Below are 15,678 nucleotides of genomic sequence, written 5' to 3' on the forward strand. Positions count from 1 at the left end.
CGACAGGTGCGACTCATGCTTGATCCTCGGGGCCGCGTGGCGCCGGATTGCGGGTGATGAACATGGCATCACCGTAACTGAAGAAGCGGTACCCCTGCTCCACCGCCGCGGCGTAGGCGGCCATGGTCTCGGGGTAGCCGGCGAAGGCCGAGACCAGCATCAGCAGCGTGGACTCCGGCAGGTGGAAGTTGGTGACCAGCGCGTCGACCACATGGAACGGCCGACCCGGGTAGATGAAAATATCGGTGTCGCCGCTGAACGCCTTGAGCACGCCGTCGCGCGCGGCACTTTCCAGCGAACGCACGCTGGTGGTGCCCACGGCGATCACCCGGCCACCCCGAGCGCGACAGGCCGTGATGGCATCGACCACCTCCTGGCTCACTTCGAGCCACTCTTTGTGCATATGGTGGTCTTCGATCTTGTCGACACGCACCGGCTGGAACGTGCCCGCGCCCACGTGCAGGGTGACGAAGGCGCGCTCCACGCCCTTGGCGGCGATTTTTTCCAGCAACGCTTCATCGAAGTGCAGGCCGGCGGTAGGCGCAGCCACTGCACCGGCACGCTCGGCGTAGACGGTCTGGTAGCGCTCACGGTCGGCGCCCTCGTCAGGGCGGTCGATATAGGGCGGCAACGGCATGTGGCCGACGCGGTCGAGCAGGGGCAGCACCTCTTCGGTGAAGCGCAGCTCGAACAGTGTGTCGTGGCGGGCGACCATTTCGGCCTCACCACCGCCATCGATGAGGATGACCGCGCCCTCTTTCGGCGCCTTGCTGGCCCTTACGTGAGCCAGCACCCGGTGGCTGTCGAGCACGCGTTCGACCAGCACTTCCAGCTTGCCGCCAGACGCTTTCTGGCCGAACAAGCGGGCCGGGATGACCCGGGTGTTGTTGAACACCATCAGGTCGCCGGGGCGCAGGTACTCGAGCAAATCGGGAAATTGCCGGTGTGCCAGCACGCCGCTCGGCCCATCGAGGACCAGCAGACGGCTGCCATGGCGCTCGGCCAGTGGGTGGCGGGCGATCAGGGAATCGGGGAGTTCGAAGGAAAAATCGGCGACGCGCATGATGATGTTCGGTTCGGCAGGGCCGGGAAGTTTAGCCCAATGTGTGAAAATTGACCATGAAAGCCGATTGACCGACCAGCGGCAGCTCTCTATACTGCGCGCCACACGCCCTGATGGCGGAATTGGTAGACGCGGCGGATTCAAAATCCGTTTTCGAAAGGAGTGGGAGTTCGAGTCTCCCTCGGGGCACCAAACGCATGTTTTTACCTGTCTCTGGCAGTGTAAAAAACGATAAGAAATGACTTGTAAAGCCCGCCCTGTGCGGGCTTTCTTGTTTCTGGCTGTCTCTATCCATCTCCCCTCACTCCTTCCTTTCCTGTATCCCCACCTGTATCCTCCAAAAACTCTCTAACTTTGGGATACACAGATGAAGCGCTCGCAGATCAAGCGCCGCCCCCTCGCTGACACAGTTCTTGCGGCCTTGGAGCCAGAAGCCAAGGAATTTCGCGAGCTGTATGGCGAAAACCTCTATTTTCGTGTGAAGCCAAACGGCGGAAAATCGTGGCAATTGAGATATAAGAAACCCGGCGGCTCTTGGGCTTGGCTTGGTCTGGGTGGCTACCCGGAAGTCAGTGCTGCTCTAGCTAAAAGCAAGGCAGCTGAGCATCGAAAGCTGGTGAGCCAAGGTATTGATCCGCTTGAGCAAAAGCGCGCAGCTAAAGCGGCACTCGAGGTTGCTAGGACACGAACCTTCCGCTCCGCTGCTGCTGGGTGGTTGCAATCCAAGACTGATCAAGGCCTAGCTAAAACGACGCTAGAAAAAATGCAAACCTACCTGGAGAAAGACATCCTCCCTGCGCTGGGTGACAAGCTGCTTGATGAGATCACTCGCAACGACTGCGCTAGTCTCCAGGCATCAATTGAAGCCCGTGGTGCCCACAATGTCGCTGAGAAGTGCCGTTCTTGGCTTAATCAAATCTTCGGTCGAGCTATCGGCCTTGGCCTCACTGAGAACGATCCTGCAAGTAGGCTGCGAGATATTGCGGATGCAGCTCCAACAACAAAACAGCACCCTCACCTGCTTGAGGGCGAATTACCGGATTTCATAAGAGCACTAAAAAATACAACCAGCCGGCTGCCTGCCCGAACCGCTGCCTGGCTTTGTATCTGGACAGCTTCACGACCAGGTGTCGTTCGCTTTGCCGAGTGGTCTGAGTTTGACCTCGAGGCAGGTGTCTGGATGATACCAGATGAAAAAATGAAGATGGGCCGTGATCACGTTAGCCCCCTTCCTTTACAAGCAATAGCCGCACTTAAGGATCTACAGAGAGTTACAGGCCGAAGCAGATGGCTGTTTCCTGGAGTAGGCCCAAAAAATCCTATGATTAGCGAGAATACCATTAACAAGGTTTTCGCCGGTATCGGGTACAAAGGTCGCTTGGTTGGACATGGCACTCGCCATACTGCAAGTACCTTGTTACGCGAACACGGCTGGCCCAAGGATCATATTGAAGTCCAACTTGCTCATAAAGAAGCAGGTGTTTCGGGCGTTTACAATAAAGCACAGTATTTGGATAAACGCTCCGTAATGATGCAGTGGTATGCAGACTATCTAGATAAGCTCGCGACGACAGGCAACTAACAATGGAAGAACTGTGGATTAATCCGGCGCGCGCTGTTGAGGTTCTCAACCGCGCCGGCAATCATAAATTCACCCTGCGAGACTTAAAAACTCTCTGCGCAATCGGAAGGTGCCCTGCATATATAAGTTGTGACGATGCAACAGGACTTGAAATCGAAACAAACAGGGAAGTACGAGCCTCCGGCAACCAGTTACTGGTTAACCCAGAGAAACTTCGCGTTACCACCCTAGAATATGTCGACCACCCTATAATCAATACTCTGACCATACTCAAGCACATCGTAGTTCAAGGGCCTACGCAAAATTGCAGGGAAGAGAGCGACTCAGGATGGTCGAGCTTCAATACGATCTGGAAACTGAACTGCGAAACGACACGATACTGTGCGGTATTCAGATCGTCTGACATTGAAGCTCTTACTAAAGACACAATAACAATACAAGAATTGATCAATAGCGTACCTGCCTTGCCTCGCCCTGTAACCCTTGTTGGCGCGAAGAGCATTACCACCAGTGAAACCAACGAAATCGCGAAATTGCAGCAGCAGCTGGAGATCGAGCGCAACGCCCGAAGACTGGCAGAGGAAAAACTTGAATCAGCAACGACCTCTGTGAAGACTTCGTACCTTCTGACAGTAGCTGGCATGCTGGAACTGTTACTTTCAGAGCAAAATAAACCCCACTACGACCAGGGAAAAATTGCAGCAGAAATAGAAGACAAAGGGTGGAGAGGTGCAAGTGCTAGCACACTTACTAAGCTTTTTGCTGAAGCTAAAGCGGCAGCCGCTGAAGCAGAGAAAATTACCCTAGCTAAAGCTGAGGCTAGGGAAAAGCTAAAAAAGCAACGAATTAACCGCTAAGATATTTTGCAATTGCAAAAACCACTTTTGCAATTGCAAAGACTAATTGAGAGTTTTTCGTCAATCTGAGCCCGTCATCACCTATACGGGCTCAGCTATGTTCACCCTTCCCTTCCCCCGCCCTAGCAATACATCTTGGGCGTCCGAAATCATCAATCCACGGTCTGTCATCATCCGCATGCGTGATGTCGAAGCCATCACCGGGTTGCGCCGAAACTCCATCTATAAACGATTGAAAAGTGATTCAAGCTTTCCTAGACCTGTCAAGCTTAGTGATAGCACTTCTCGAGGCGCCCCCGTTGGTTGGGTACTGGCTGAAGTTCAAGATTGGGTAGAAGGAAGAGCGGCATTGAGGGAGAAGCAATAATGGATCACTCCAACATCCCGCAGCCGTGTCTTGTGGCATCACCCTCGAACTCAATGACTAGCACTGAAAAACAAGAAGCCTGGAAGCGAAAGCTGATGGACTATGAGCAACAACGTGTAGCTACCGAGGCTGTGGGCCTGCCCGCTTTGCAAAGGTTAGTCGAAGTCGCCAACCAGGATTCGGGACAGAGCCAAGTATGCGGTCGTTTTCTGCTCGCGCTCTACAATGGTAAAGCATTTCCTTTTGAGCTTAGTGAGCTTCGTCGCCTTGAAAGATCAATTTGGGAAGATTGTATGGCCGTGCTTGCACTCGACCAGCGCCCAAAAAAAGAAATTCATCTCCTTGTGAAAAATGGCCCTGCCATTTGGGATAAGTTGAAATTCACTTGGGCGCCTAAAAAGCCAGCATAAAAATTAGAGATACTAGATCCCTACGACACTGGCTAATACCAACTTAGCCAGTTGCCCTTTGCTTCATCAATAGCTAAACCTCCACATCCAAAACCACCTGGCTGTGATGATATAAATTCTGGGGCGGGGAATACTTGCTCCGCCTGCTTATGTTCGATGCCACGAGGGCTGCAACATGATTTTTCAACTCAAGGAAGAGAATCACATATCAAAGGAGCCGCAGTGCGAACTGAACGAAAAATACAGACGGAAAAAGAGATTTACTCAACTATTGGCTTGACAGTTACGGCTGAGTCACTACCCCCGCTCCATTCTCTTTCTCCGAAGCAGATTTCCTACCTGGCAGTCAGAATAGCTGGACAATTTTCAGCAACCCAGGATTATGATCTTGAATACTTCACCACCAGGGTCGAGTTTAAAACCAACTTCTATGCAATTACGATTATTGGTTCTTCTGCATCGGCCGTTATCGCAAAGTCAATGTCACGAAAATATTGGAGGCGCCGAATACAATACGAAGCAGATATTGCAAGACTCAATGCTGAAGCGGCACTCAAAACAGTTGGCGGCCTATCCCCCGCAGCTCAGCTATATTCTTCTGATGTTACTGTAGAAAAAATAAGAATTAGAAAAAGCGACCAAGATGATTACCTGAGTAGCAAGGTAATCGTGAACACGCACACAGGAAACAAAATCTCGCTGTCTGAACTAGCTGAGCGGGCAACTGTAAATCGATTCAAAGAATTATATTGGATATCTAAAAATTTTGAATCTATTGCAAAAGACCGGGGAATGGGATGGCTATTTGTAACCTACACTGCACCGCCTGAATACCACCCGAACCCTTTGAAAGGGAAATGTAGCTATAACCCCAAGTTAGGGGTTAAGGCAAGTCATGATTATATTTCCTCAGCTTGGGCACGCATTAGATCGCTCTTGAATAAGCGAAATTTTAAAAGCGGGATTGACACATACTTTGGCATCAGAACCGCCGAAACCCATAAAGATGGGTCTGTACATTGGCATCTTTTGGTTTTTGCCACGCCCGAGGCAACCAACCCGTTCATTGAGGCTAGCAAGGAACAATTCCCACTCTATGGACAGTTGAAAGTTGAAATTGGAGATCCAAATATTGGCAGTGCTTCAAGCTACATATTCAAATACCTCGCTAAAGGTTTCGACACGTCCGTTTCGAATTTTGACAGCCAGGGTAAGGACGCAGAAACCGATGATTTGCGGGAAGAGGAAGACTTGGCATCAATCAGGTACGGAGAGCGAGTACGTGCAGCATTACAAACTATGCGAGTAAGGCAATACCAACCTTTTGGAGTAAAAAATGTCCTCACATTGATTCGCTCAGTCAACAAGCTTCAAGAGGAAGATTTCAAATCACTGGAGGGTGAGGTGGGGGAAATTGTAAAAACAAAAATCTGGAGAAATCCCTCTGGTTTAAAAAATTTACTCCAGGCACCTGACTTGTTCAGGAAATATAACGGTGTAGCTCCCCTGATGCTGATTAGGGAAGAGAGCCAAACCGTCTACGGCGAGAAAACATACAAGATCATTGGCTTGAAGATCGGTGATAATCACATTTTCAGCCAGGGGAAATTCAAAATCGAGGACGCTTAGCCATTCGGTTACAGTTATTAATAGTGTTCCAAGAAAAGCCATCACGATTCCAACCCCAGTCATAAACGATACTCACCAACAGAGGCTAATTATGCTAATTGATAGGAACGGCGTGACCTATTATGATGGCTGTGAAATGTGCGGCAGCAGTGAAGTGACCCCTTACTACGTAGGAATTGGGTTCTATTGTCGGTCTTGCGCGAACAAAGAGGCGGAGCACTCTGGGAAGGCACTGGTGAAAAGCTTGTGGGCACCACACCCAGCTACTCGGAGTAGCAGGCCTCAATCAACTTAGACCCCGTTCATTTACAAGTTCACGGCCCCCTTGTGGGGCCTTTCTTTTTTCGCCTGTACTAAGCTCTAGAATTTCAAAACGACGCACCAAGGCGTCTCTCTCTGCTTCTATTGATAAGACGTGACTCTCGATCTGGCTGATCTCTTGTTCTCTTTCAGCTAGGGACTCGGAGCGACGCTCAAGGTCGGCAGTTTTCATAGCGTCCTCGATCTCTCGATGCTTAGCAGCCTGCTGCTTTTCGACGATGTCTAATCTCATGGCCTCTTGTTTCTTTTGCCTAGATCGATCTGCTTTTCTTCTACGCACCTCGCGTTTTGCGAGCAAATTGTTAGCCTGTGCTATGACTTCCGCCTGCTTCCAGGCCTCAGTTTTCATCCCAAACGCCGCAGCCGCGTAGTCCTTACGGCAGAGCTTAGGCGCAAGGTCAAATTCCGTCAGGGCTGTATAGAATGATGCTACCGCTTCATGCTTAGCCTTGGAGCCTTTCAATCCACGCTTAAAGCCGCGCTTGGAACCGCAGGCAAGATGAAAATCGTCTTGCATCTCCCTCAGCTTTGCGGGGCTGCCCAGGAAGTCTCGACAGGACAATCGCCCATCCTGTGTACGAGGCACTACGTAAGCGACCATATGGGGCGTCGATTCATCAAGGTGCACAGTTGCACTCAGGACGTTAGCCTCTCCATGGCGCTTCCTTAACCACGCAAGAGAATCACTGAAATATCCTTCGCCCAAATCGTCTAAATGGCCACCATGGCGCTTAAACACTTCAGGGGAGGCGGTTATTAGGTATTCAATACAGATAACTGCATCGCTTCTCCTTTTTTCTGGCAACTTGCTCTTCAGAGCGTCCAAGAGTTGGCAAGTGCTCTTGGCCCCGACCGTACGATTTTTTCTAAGTCTGGTGGGGTCGGCGTTAGGTGTAGCCTGCTCTCTGAAGGTGTGATTAGAAGACCGGCGCACGGCATTTAGGCTTTTAAGCTTTTTAGTACGCAATATTCCGTACATCATAAAGCCGGCTCGTCGAAAGAAATTCTCGCCAAACTCCGTTTCCAGGTAGGCACATACGGCTTGCCTTCAGTGCTGTCGACAACATAAGAAAACGCTGGCGGTGCACCTCCACCACTCGAATTAGGCAAGAGTATTCCAGCAATGACATCCAGCAGCAGAGATATAGTTCTCATAATAGCGTCAAACAGCGTCCGTTCAACTCTTAGGACTTCTCTAAAACCTTCCTGATCCGCCTCGATATACCTATGTGCAGCGCGTGTGCTCTGAATCTTTAATAGCGCATCAAAAGCTAACGGAGCGTCTATGCGCCGGATCTCATAAAAAGACATTTGCGCTTGGCCGACTGATATATCGGCAAGTGCTCTTATCATCACCTCATTTAGTTTCTTTCCTGGGAAAGCTTTTCCCGCTTGCATCCAGAGGTTGCGCTTATCGGCTGATAAAGCAATCACGTTAGAGTTAATCATCACGGCATCTCCTATTGCTTTTCTTATTCTTTAATTAGTATGCAAATGGAGCGAAGTTTTACGCAACGTTTTTCTAAGACACAAAGTGTAACCCACTACACATTAACTACGTTAATGGTGGGCCAGCGTGCCGCTGGACTGCCTGCGCGTCGGTTCCCGCCTTGCAAAATCGCGCCCCCTTTGGGCGCCACCGGCCTGGGGGCCGCCCCAGACGCTCGGGGCTGGGGAGGTAAAGCTCTCCCCACCCCTCGGACAGGTTGCGTCCGAAGCATGTCGTCAAGGGTACGCTACGCGCCAATCCTCACCCGTTCCTGCTCGCTCGTACCTCGCTGCGCGGGCTGCGGCTTCCGGTTAGCCCCTTGACTACAGATGATCTAGGACGTATCTGTACATCTTTTCATGTTGGCACATGGCCATGCTAGACCACAGCTGCATACATGCAGACCTTTAGTTCTTAAGACACGGAGTAGTTAATAATGTCATTTCAAACGCCGATTACCATAGCAGAAGCAATTAGGAACATTGAAAACAACAGGTATCTTTTACCATCTATTCAGCGGGAATTTGAATGGAGCCACAGCAAGATTGAATGGCTTTTTGACTCCATCATGCGCAACTATCCCATTAGCTCTTTTTTGTTCTGGCGCGTTGAAGACATCACGAAAAACCAGTTTAAATTTTACAAATTTATCCGAGAGTTTCGCCAACGATATAAAACCCACAACGAGGAATTTAGCACTACCGGCCACAGCGACTTTACCGCAATACTTGATGGCCAACAGCGATTAACCTCTTTATATATCGGACTTCGGGGAAGCTATGCTTACAGAACCCCGCGTTTGCGAGAAGAGGACTCAGAACGAGTCTATCCAACCAGGCTCCTATATCTAAATATTGTTAATCCGCTAGAGAACGAGGAAGACGGCCGACAGTTTGAGTTCAAATTCCTAACAAACGAAGAGTACGAGCAAGACAAGGAGTCCTGGTTTAAAGTCTCAGAAATATATGGCCTATCTGATGACTTCGAGTTCAACAAATACCTGGACGCACATAATCTCAAAGCGCATGAATTCTCTTACAAAACCTTAGCCACACTCAAAAACATCGTTCACTCGAAACCAATTATCAACTTCTTCCTCGAAACCGAACAAAACATCGATAAAGCTCTAAATATTTTCATCAGAATCAACAGCGGTGGCGAGCCCCTTAATTTTTCAGACCTAATCATGTCGATTGCGGTCGCCAACTGGGATACCATTGACGCGCGAAAAGAAATTCATGCACTCACAGACGCAATTGTTGATAAAGGCTTTACTATTACGAAAGACTTCATTCTAAAAACGTTCCTTTTCCTTCACAGCAAAGATATTAAGTTCAAGGTAACGAACTTCTCCAAAGCTAATGCACAAAACTTTGAAAAAGAATGGCTCAACATTCGAGACTCAATATTATCCGCATTTGATCTTGTAAAATCTTTTGGCTTTGTTGACACCACTTTAACTTCTAAAAATGCTGTATTACCGATCATCTACTACCTGTATCATCGGAACATCTACAAGGGCTTCGACAGCAAAATCGAATACGCACAAGATCGTGATATAATTCGAAAATGGATTCACACCGCTCTGGTAAAACGCTTGTTTGGCGCTCAAACAGATAGCGTACTCAATCAAATTCGTAGAGGCTTCACAGATGATGTCTTGAGCTCCCCCATTGATCCCGCACAGACAAGTTTCCCGGTAGCCGATATTAATCAACACATTCGTAAAGACCTAGGTATCAGCGATGAGTTTATCAGCGAACTTCTGATGACTCAGAAGGATGAAAAGTATGCATTTTCGATCTTAGCCCTACTATACCCCGACATGGACTACAGGAACAATAACTTCCACAAAGATCACTTACACCCTGAAATCATGTATTCACATATTCCAGCATCTAGCGCACACCACGAAGACTGGGAAACATACAACTCAATTAAAAACCTCCAGATGCTAGATGCCAATGAAAACCAATCGAAAAACGGCAGTGACCTTCATTCATGGATCACAAGTCGCCCAGGCTTCTCTGGTAACAAAGAGTTCTTTTTGAATCGCTATTTGATTCCCGACACCGATCTAGACATCACAAATTTTTCAAATTTCATCACTCTAAGAGAGAACATGCTCCGAGACATATTGAAAGAAAAACTGGCTTGAATTTCCCGTCCTGGTGATCGCCATGCAAAACCTACCCCTCGTGGCCTTGAAGCGGTCTTTCGGAATCCCGGCAAGCTCTGGGGACAGCCAAGGCCCTTAACCACTTGGGGTGTTCGGCTTTGACGGGAGCATCAGGCGGGAATCCTCGCACTGGAGCTGGGCCTCGAGGTCAATCCATTTTCGTTTCAGACCGAGCCCATGTGGCGTTAGACCGAAGGCGTCTTTTTATCATCGCCCTCCGCTGCGTAGACCTAGCTGGTAGGTATGACCTTCGAATAATGAAACAGGAATCACCTAGTCGAGAATGCCTTGTATCCCCTTGTGTATCCCCAGAAAATATCCAGTGAAAATCCCCTATATTCATTGGCTTATTCGAGTCTCCCTCGGGCACCAAAATCCGGAAAAAGCCGACCTTATGGTCGGTTTTTTTTTCGTCTCGCCAAAAGCACCCTTCGCCTTGACGCCACCGCCACGGCGCGGGGCCTCACCTCGATACCCCGATTCTATTGGCTACCCTTCTGATTAGCACTTAAGCTGTCATTCGTCGGATATATCACGAAAGGATTGTCCGAATAATGGCACTTAGCCATAGTTGCGCACCCTTCCCCTCAATCCTGTGTGAACCATGAAAGCTATAGCGCCCTGTGTGGCAGCAATGATGCTGCTGGGTGGGTGCAATGGAGTGCCAACGTCTTACGTTTCCGATCCCGTCTACAGCCAGGCATTCGTGGTCACCTCCGGTGCTCCGCTGCCAATGCTGCTGATGGCCAGCGCCATCCAGTGGAATGAGGATTACGCAGTAACCGCCAAACACACCCCCTTCCTGCCCAACGTGGTTCACGAAGGCCTCGGTGATGTGGTGTTCTTCAAGCACAAGGCTGCGACGTTACCGGCCTGGCGCCAGTACGTGCCGGGCGAGGCCGTGACGGCGGTCGGCTACAACAGCTTGATGATGCCGATGCAAGGCAAGGGCCATGCCCTGCCGTCGCTGGTTCGGCTGGAAGGTACGCCTGGCAGTGTCTTCTACTCGGTACACGATGGCCCGATCACCAAAGGCATGTCGGGTGGGCCGGTGTTTGCCGACGATGGCAAGGTCGTAGGCATCAACGTGGCCATCATCCCGACCAGCGAGATCGACGCCGGCAGGCGCCCCGACCTGATCGGCAAGGAACGCATCAGCGTGTTCATGTCGTTCAACGAGATCGACAAGGAGTGGCGGCGCTATCAGTACCTGCTGGCACGCAAGGCCAAGCCGAGGGCGCCGGCTGCGGTCAAAGGCTACGTGGCGGTGGCCGCCAAGCCGTGAATCGGGGCGCGGTGCTGGATGGAAAGCGGCCTATGATGTGAGGCTGATGGCCTCTTCGCGGGTAAACCCGCTCCTACAGGGCCTGCGCGGGATTTGAGCCTGCGCTCGGGAGGCCCGAGTGCCATGCTTCAATCACGACACCGCCGGCCTGCTGCTCTATCCACAGCTGGGCTTCACACCATTCGGCATCATCAAGTGGCACCCAATCGTATCCTTATGGATACACCCGCTCAAAGGATGGCGAACCTTCGGCGCGCCTCGACGTCCCATCCTGCATCCCCCGCGTTCCGAGGTACCCCCGCGTGAAAGACGTCATCGCCCGCAAGTACCGCCTGGTGGTGAAGACCATCGGCTACATCGGCTGGTCGCTGTTCTGGCTGCTGATCTGGGATGTGCTGGTCACCATCGACTTCATGCTGTTCTTCAACAGCAAGTTCACCTTGCCGCTGATCCCATTGACCCTGTTGGGTTCTGCGCTGGTGGTGCTGGTGAGCTTTCGCAACAGCAGTGCCTACAACCGCTGGTGGGAAGCACGCACGTTATGGGGCGCGCTGGTGAACAGCTCGCGCAGTTTTGCCCGGCAGACGCTGACCCTGATCGATGACACGGACGACGGCCTGAACCCGGTCAAGGCCACCCTGCTGCGCCGGCATGTCGCCTATGTGAACTGCCTGGCGGCACACCTGAAAGGTGAACCCTGCCCGGATGAACTGATGGCTTTTATCCCGCCGGCGGAGTTCGAACGGCGCAACCGCTCGAACAACTTCGCCAACGACATCCTCAGCGGCTCGGCGGCCCTGCTGGCCCGGGAATACCAGGCCGGGCGGCTGGACAGCATTCGCCTGGCGCGGCTGGAGGCAACCCTGGTGGACCTGTCCAATGCCCAAGGCGGCATGGAACGGATTGCCAATACGCCGCTGCCGTACCCTTACGTGTATTTTCCGCGCCTGTTCATCACCTTGTTCTGCCTGATCGTGCCGGTGGGGCTGGTGGAGTCGCTGGGCTGGTTCACACCGCTGGCGTCGACGGTGGTGGGGTTCATGTTGCTGGCCATCGAGCGGATCGGTACCGACTTGCAGAGCCCGTTCAGGTTCAGTGAGCACCAGATCCAGATGGACACCATTTGCGAGACGATTGAGCGCAACCTGGAATCCATGCAGCGCGAGGCGCAGTGTGGCGAGGTGGTGGGAGCCTGATGGATTTTGGGGCTGCCTGGCGGCCCTGGCTATCGGTCAGGCCCGCACATAACGCTGGCGCAACACATCACTGAGCATGTCCACCAGCAACACCAGCACCAGCATGCCAAGGATCACCGTACTGGCCTGGGCTTCCTGGAACAGGCTCAAGGTGGTGTACAGCAGCTGCCCCAGCCCCCCCGCCCCGACAAACCCCAGCACGCTGGCCATGCGAATGTTGTTCTCCCAGCGGTACAAGCTATACGCCAGCAACTGCGGCCACACATTGGGCAAGGTGCCAAAGCAGAAGGCCGCCACCTGGCTACCCCCCTGCAAACGGATCGCCGCCGCAGGCTCTGGCGGCGCGTTCTCCAGCGCCTCGGCAAACAACCGCCCCAGTACCCCGGCAGTGTGCAGCGCCAGGGCCAGGGTGCCGGCATTGGGCCCAAGCCCGGCGGCCAGCACGGTCAGCGCCGCCCACACGAGCTCCGGAATGGCGCGCAGGGCATTGAGCAGCAACCGCGCAGCGCCCTGCAACGGCCAACCGAAGCGGCCCGCCGCCGGCAGCGCCAGCAGCATCCCCAGCACCATCGCCAACAGGGTGCCCAGCCCGGACATGGCCAGGGTCTCCAGCGCCCCGTGCCATACCGCCTTCAGGTGCCCGGCAGACCAGTCAGGGTGCAGGAAGCGCCCGGCGTATTCGCCCATCTGCCCCAGGCCGCCATTGCCGACCAGTGCTTGCAAGTCCAGCTGCAGGTAGGCAAACGAGGCCGCTACCGCCGCCACGATGGCCCCCAGCAGTACCAGGTTGATCACCCGGTTCATGCCAACCTCCAACGCAGCAAGCGGCTGAGCAGGTCGGCCAGGATCACCAGCAACAGGAAGGTCAGCAGCATGCTGGCAACCTCGGCACCTGCAAACATGCGCATCGACAGGTCGATCTGCTGCCCCAGCCCCCCGGCGCCAACAAAGCCCATCACCACCGAAGCCCGTACCGCGCATTCCCAGCGGTAAACGGTGTACGACACCACCTCGGCGGCGGCATTGGGCAGGATGCCGTAGAGGAACGCCACCAAGCGCCCGCTGCCCGCCTGCAACAAGGCATGTGCCGGGCGCTGGTCGACCGATTCGAAAATCTCGGCATAGACCTTGCCGAGCATGCCGCTGTAGGTAATGGCAATGGCCAGTACCCCTGCCGTCGGCCCCAACCCCACCGCACGCACGAACAGCAACGCCCAGACTATCTCGGGCACGCTGCGCAGGAAAATCAGCAACCCGCGCACAGGCAGGCGTACCACCCGTGACCCTAACCCGGCCCGTCCGCCCCTGGATGCAGCGCGCAACGACAACGCCCGGCTGGCCAGCAAGCCAGCCGGGATTGCCAGCAGCAATGCCAGCGCCATGCCGGCAGTCGCCACGGCCAGGGTCTGCAACGTGGCGTCGTACAGCAATGCAAGAAAATCGGCGTCGTGGGCCGGTGGCCAGAACGCGCGGGTGAACTGGGCGATCTGCTGCCGGTTCTCTGCCTGCAACAGCACACCGGGGTTCAGCTCGCTCAACCGTATACCCGGCCACAGGACTGCCACAGCCAGCACGGCCAGCAGCAACCGCGGCAATAAGGCCGGGTCGCGGGTGCTGGCTTTCAGCATCGCGGAATCTGCACGGTCAGGGGTGCCCCAGGGGCTGGCGGCGAAGCCAGGTGTTCGTTGGCGTACAGTGCATCCAGCATCTGCCTGGTAACCGCAGTGGCCGGGCAGTCGAACGCCACCTGCCCCTCGCGAATACCGACCACCCGAGGGAAATGCGCCAGCGCCAGCTCCACCGCATGCAGGCTGGCCACCAGGGTAACGCCATGGCGCTGGGCATGGCGGTTGAGCAAAGCCAGACTGTGGTCGGCCAGCACCGGGTCCATGGCCGACACGGGTTCGTCGGTGAGCAGTACCTGCGGCCGTTGATACAACGCGCGCGCGATGCCGACCCGTTGCAACTGCCCGCCGGACAGTTGCCCACATTGCACGAACAGCTTGTCGGCCAGGCCCAGTTCAGCCAGAACCTGCCGAGCGCCTGCGACATCGCTGGGGTACAGCAGGTTGAACAAGCCGCGCAGCAGCCCCCACTGCCCCAGGCGCCCTGCCAGCACTGCCGTGACCACCCGTTGGCGCGGCGGCAAGGGTGGCGCCTGGTGTACCAGGCCGACCCGCGCACGTAAGCGTTGACGCGCCCGCACCGACAACGCCCAGGGCTGCTCGCCGAGCAGTTCCAGGCGCCCGCTGCCAGGCCGCACGGCCGTGGCCATCAGGTGCAGCAAGCTGGACTTGCCCGCGCCCGAAGGCCCGATGATGGCCACGCGCTCGCCTTGGTCGATCTGCAGGCTGACGGCATCGAGAGCGCGCACCTGACCGTGGCGCAGGCCGGCGCCATGCAGCTGGATGGCCGCGTTCGAGGCTGTCACTTGAGCAGGCCGGCCTCACGCGCCGCTTGCTCGGTGCCCACATAGTTCTCGGCCTTGGTCTCGATGAAGCGGCTGGCGGCCTGCAGGTCGAGAATCGCCTTGTGCGCCGGGTTGGCCGGGTCGAGGGCGAGGAAGGCCTGTTTGATCTTCTCTTTAAGCGCTGGGTCCATGTTGCCGCGCACGGTCCAGTTGTAGTCGAAATAGGTAGGGGTAGTGGCGAACACCTTCACCTTGCTGGTATCGACCTTGCCGGCGTCCACCAGCTTCTGCCAGACGCTGGCATTGAGCACACCTGCGTCGACCTTGCCCGCCTGCACCCACGCCACGGTGGCGTCATGGGCACCGGAATAGGCCACACGGCTGAAGTAGTCCTCAGGCTTGATGTTGTCTTGCTTGAGCATGAAGTAGCGCGGCATCAGGCTCCCGGACGTCGACGAGATGGAGCCGAAGGCAAACGACTTGCCCTTCAGGTCAGCCAGGCTTTTCACGTTGGGGTCGGCGGTGATGAACTTGGAGGTGAACTGCGCATCCTGCTCACGCTGCACCAACGGCGTGACGGTCGGGTCCTTCAGGTGAACCTGGACGAACGTGAACCCACCCAGCCAGGCCAGGTCGAGGCGGTCGGAAGCCAGCGACTCGACCACAGCCGGGTAATCGGCCACCGGCACGAACTTCACTTCCATGCCCAACTGCTTGGCCAGGTACTCGCCCAACGGCTTGAACTTGCGCTGCAGTTCGGTGGGTGCTTCATCTGGGATGGCGCTGACCCGCAAGGTTTCAGCGGCCTGCACGACAACGGCACAGCAGGACAGCACAAGGCCAGCGGCGAGCGCCAGGGGGCGTTTGAGCATGGGGGGTTCTCCGGTTCA

15 protein-coding genes, 1 tRNA gene and 1 pseudogene are annotated in these 15,678 nt (G+C 54.4%); 10 read left to right on the top strand and 7 right to left on the bottom strand.

From position 1 onward, the window contains the following. Positions 1-13: 13 nt before the first annotated feature. Positions 14-1,063, bottom strand: a complete 1,050-nt coding sequence (gene queA / locus B3361_RS05885; RefSeq protein WP_054906087.1) for a tRNA preQ1(34) S-adenosylmethionine ribosyltransferase-isomerase QueA — start codon at positions 1,061-1,063, stop codon at positions 14-16. Positions 1,064-1,170: 107 nt separating this feature from the next. Here queA and B3361_RS05890 point away from each other — a divergent pair. The 6 genes from B3361_RS05890 (at position 1,171) to B3361_RS05915 (ending at position 5,908) form a co-directional block, all read left to right on the top strand. Further along, a tRNA-Leu gene (locus B3361_RS05890) sits at positions 1,171-1,255 on the top strand. A gap of 175 nt (positions 1,256-1,430) precedes the next feature. Next, positions 1,431-2,645, top strand: coding sequence for a tyrosine-type recombinase/integrase (locus B3361_RS05895; protein ID WP_154211786.1), 1,215 nt, complete (start codon positions 1,431-1,433; stop codon positions 2,643-2,645). A 2-nt stretch (positions 2,646-2,647) separates the two neighbouring features. Continuing rightward, complete coding sequence (locus tag B3361_RS05900) at positions 2,648-3,502, top strand: hypothetical protein (protein WP_154211787.1); 855 nt, start codon at positions 2,648-2,650, stop codon at positions 3,500-3,502. Between the two features lie 97 nt (positions 3,503-3,599). Then, positions 3,600-3,869, top strand: coding sequence for an AlpA family phage regulatory protein (locus B3361_RS05905; RefSeq protein ID WP_238784000.1), 270 nt, complete (start codon positions 3,600-3,602; stop codon positions 3,867-3,869). Further along, positions 3,869-4,279 (top strand): DUF7673 family protein, encoded by a 411-nt coding sequence (locus B3361_RS05910; RefSeq protein WP_238784001.1) that lies wholly within the window; start codon positions 3,869-3,871, stop codon positions 4,277-4,279. Before B3361_RS05905 ends, B3361_RS05910 begins: the two co-directional genes overlap by 1 nt. 222 nt (positions 4,280-4,501) lie before the next feature. Beyond that, a complete protein-coding gene (locus B3361_RS05915; protein WP_286920134.1) occupies positions 4,502-5,908 on the top strand; it encodes a replication endonuclease in 1,407 nt (468 codons plus the stop codon). A gap of 286 nt (positions 5,909-6,194) precedes the next feature. On the opposite strand, the gene mobV is transcribed toward B3361_RS05915, so the two are convergent. Both mobV and B3361_RS05925 read right to left on the bottom strand, forming a co-directional pair. Continuing rightward, positions 6,195-7,211 (bottom strand): MobV family relaxase, encoded by a 1,017-nt coding sequence (mobV, locus tag B3361_RS05920; RefSeq protein ID WP_286920135.1) that lies wholly within the window; start codon positions 7,209-7,211, stop codon positions 6,195-6,197. Beyond that, positions 7,208-7,678, bottom strand: a complete 471-nt coding sequence (locus B3361_RS05925; RefSeq protein ID WP_154211156.1) for a hypothetical protein — start codon at positions 7,676-7,678, stop codon at positions 7,208-7,210. Before B3361_RS05925 ends, mobV begins: the two co-directional genes overlap by 4 nt. 476 nt (positions 7,679-8,154) lie before the next feature. Between B3361_RS05925 and B3361_RS05930 the strand changes: the two genes are divergently transcribed. The 4 genes and pseudogenes from B3361_RS05930 (at position 8,155) to B3361_RS05945 (ending at position 12,378) form a co-directional block, all read left to right on the top strand. Beyond that, positions 8,155-9,876, top strand: a complete 1,722-nt coding sequence (locus tag B3361_RS05930; protein WP_154211155.1) for a DUF262 domain-containing protein — start codon at positions 8,155-8,157, stop codon at positions 9,874-9,876. 658 nt (positions 9,877-10,534) lie between these two features. Then, positions 10,535-11,182, top strand: a complete 648-nt coding sequence (locus B3361_RS05935) for a trypsin-like peptidase domain-containing protein (RefSeq protein WP_029887430.1) — start codon at positions 10,535-10,537, stop codon at positions 11,180-11,182. A gap of 103 nt (positions 11,183-11,285) precedes the next feature. Then, positions 11,286-11,372, top strand: a pseudogene (locus B3361_RS05940) (GNAT family N-acetyltransferase); the annotation flags it as partial. Between the two features lie 112 nt (positions 11,373-11,484). Next, a complete protein-coding gene (locus B3361_RS05945; RefSeq protein WP_029887429.1) occupies positions 11,485-12,378 on the top strand; it encodes a bestrophin family protein in 894 nt (297 codons plus the stop codon). A 36-nt stretch (positions 12,379-12,414) separates the two neighbouring features. Here the strand turns inward: B3361_RS05945 and phnE are convergent, their stop codons facing one another. Genes phnE through B3361_RS05965 form a run of 4 tightly spaced genes read right to left on the bottom strand, consistent with a single transcriptional unit; the run spans position 12,415 to position 15,660 of the window. Beyond that, the gene (gene phnE / locus B3361_RS05950; RefSeq protein WP_029887428.1) at positions 12,415-13,182 is read right to left on the bottom strand and encodes a phosphonate ABC transporter, permease protein PhnE; all 768 of its coding nucleotides are present in this window, start codon (positions 13,180-13,182) and stop codon (positions 12,415-12,417) included. Then, complete coding sequence (locus B3361_RS05955) at positions 13,179-14,006, bottom strand: PhnE/PtxC family ABC transporter permease (RefSeq protein ID WP_054906264.1); 828 nt, start codon at positions 14,004-14,006, stop codon at positions 13,179-13,181. Before B3361_RS05955 ends, phnE begins: the two co-directional genes overlap by 4 nt. After that, positions 14,000-14,809 (bottom strand): phosphonate ABC transporter ATP-binding protein, encoded by an 810-nt coding sequence (locus B3361_RS05960; RefSeq protein WP_054890552.1) that lies wholly within the window; start codon positions 14,807-14,809, stop codon positions 14,000-14,002. The genes B3361_RS05955 and B3361_RS05960 overlap by 7 nt, the downstream gene beginning before the upstream one ends. Next, positions 14,806-15,660 carry a putative selenate ABC transporter substrate-binding protein gene (locus B3361_RS05965; protein WP_054906265.1) on the bottom strand — a complete coding sequence of 285 codons (855 nt, stop codon included), beginning with the start codon at positions 15,658-15,660 and terminating at the stop codon, positions 14,806-14,808. The genes B3361_RS05960 and B3361_RS05965 overlap by 4 nt, the downstream gene beginning before the upstream one ends. Positions 15,661-15,678 lie beyond the last annotated feature (18 nt).

The organism is Pseudomonas sp. UBA6699 (assembly GCF_002454615.1).
Classification (GTDB): domain Bacteria; phylum Pseudomonadota; class Gammaproteobacteria; order Pseudomonadales; family Pseudomonadaceae; genus Aquipseudomonas; species Aquipseudomonas juntendi.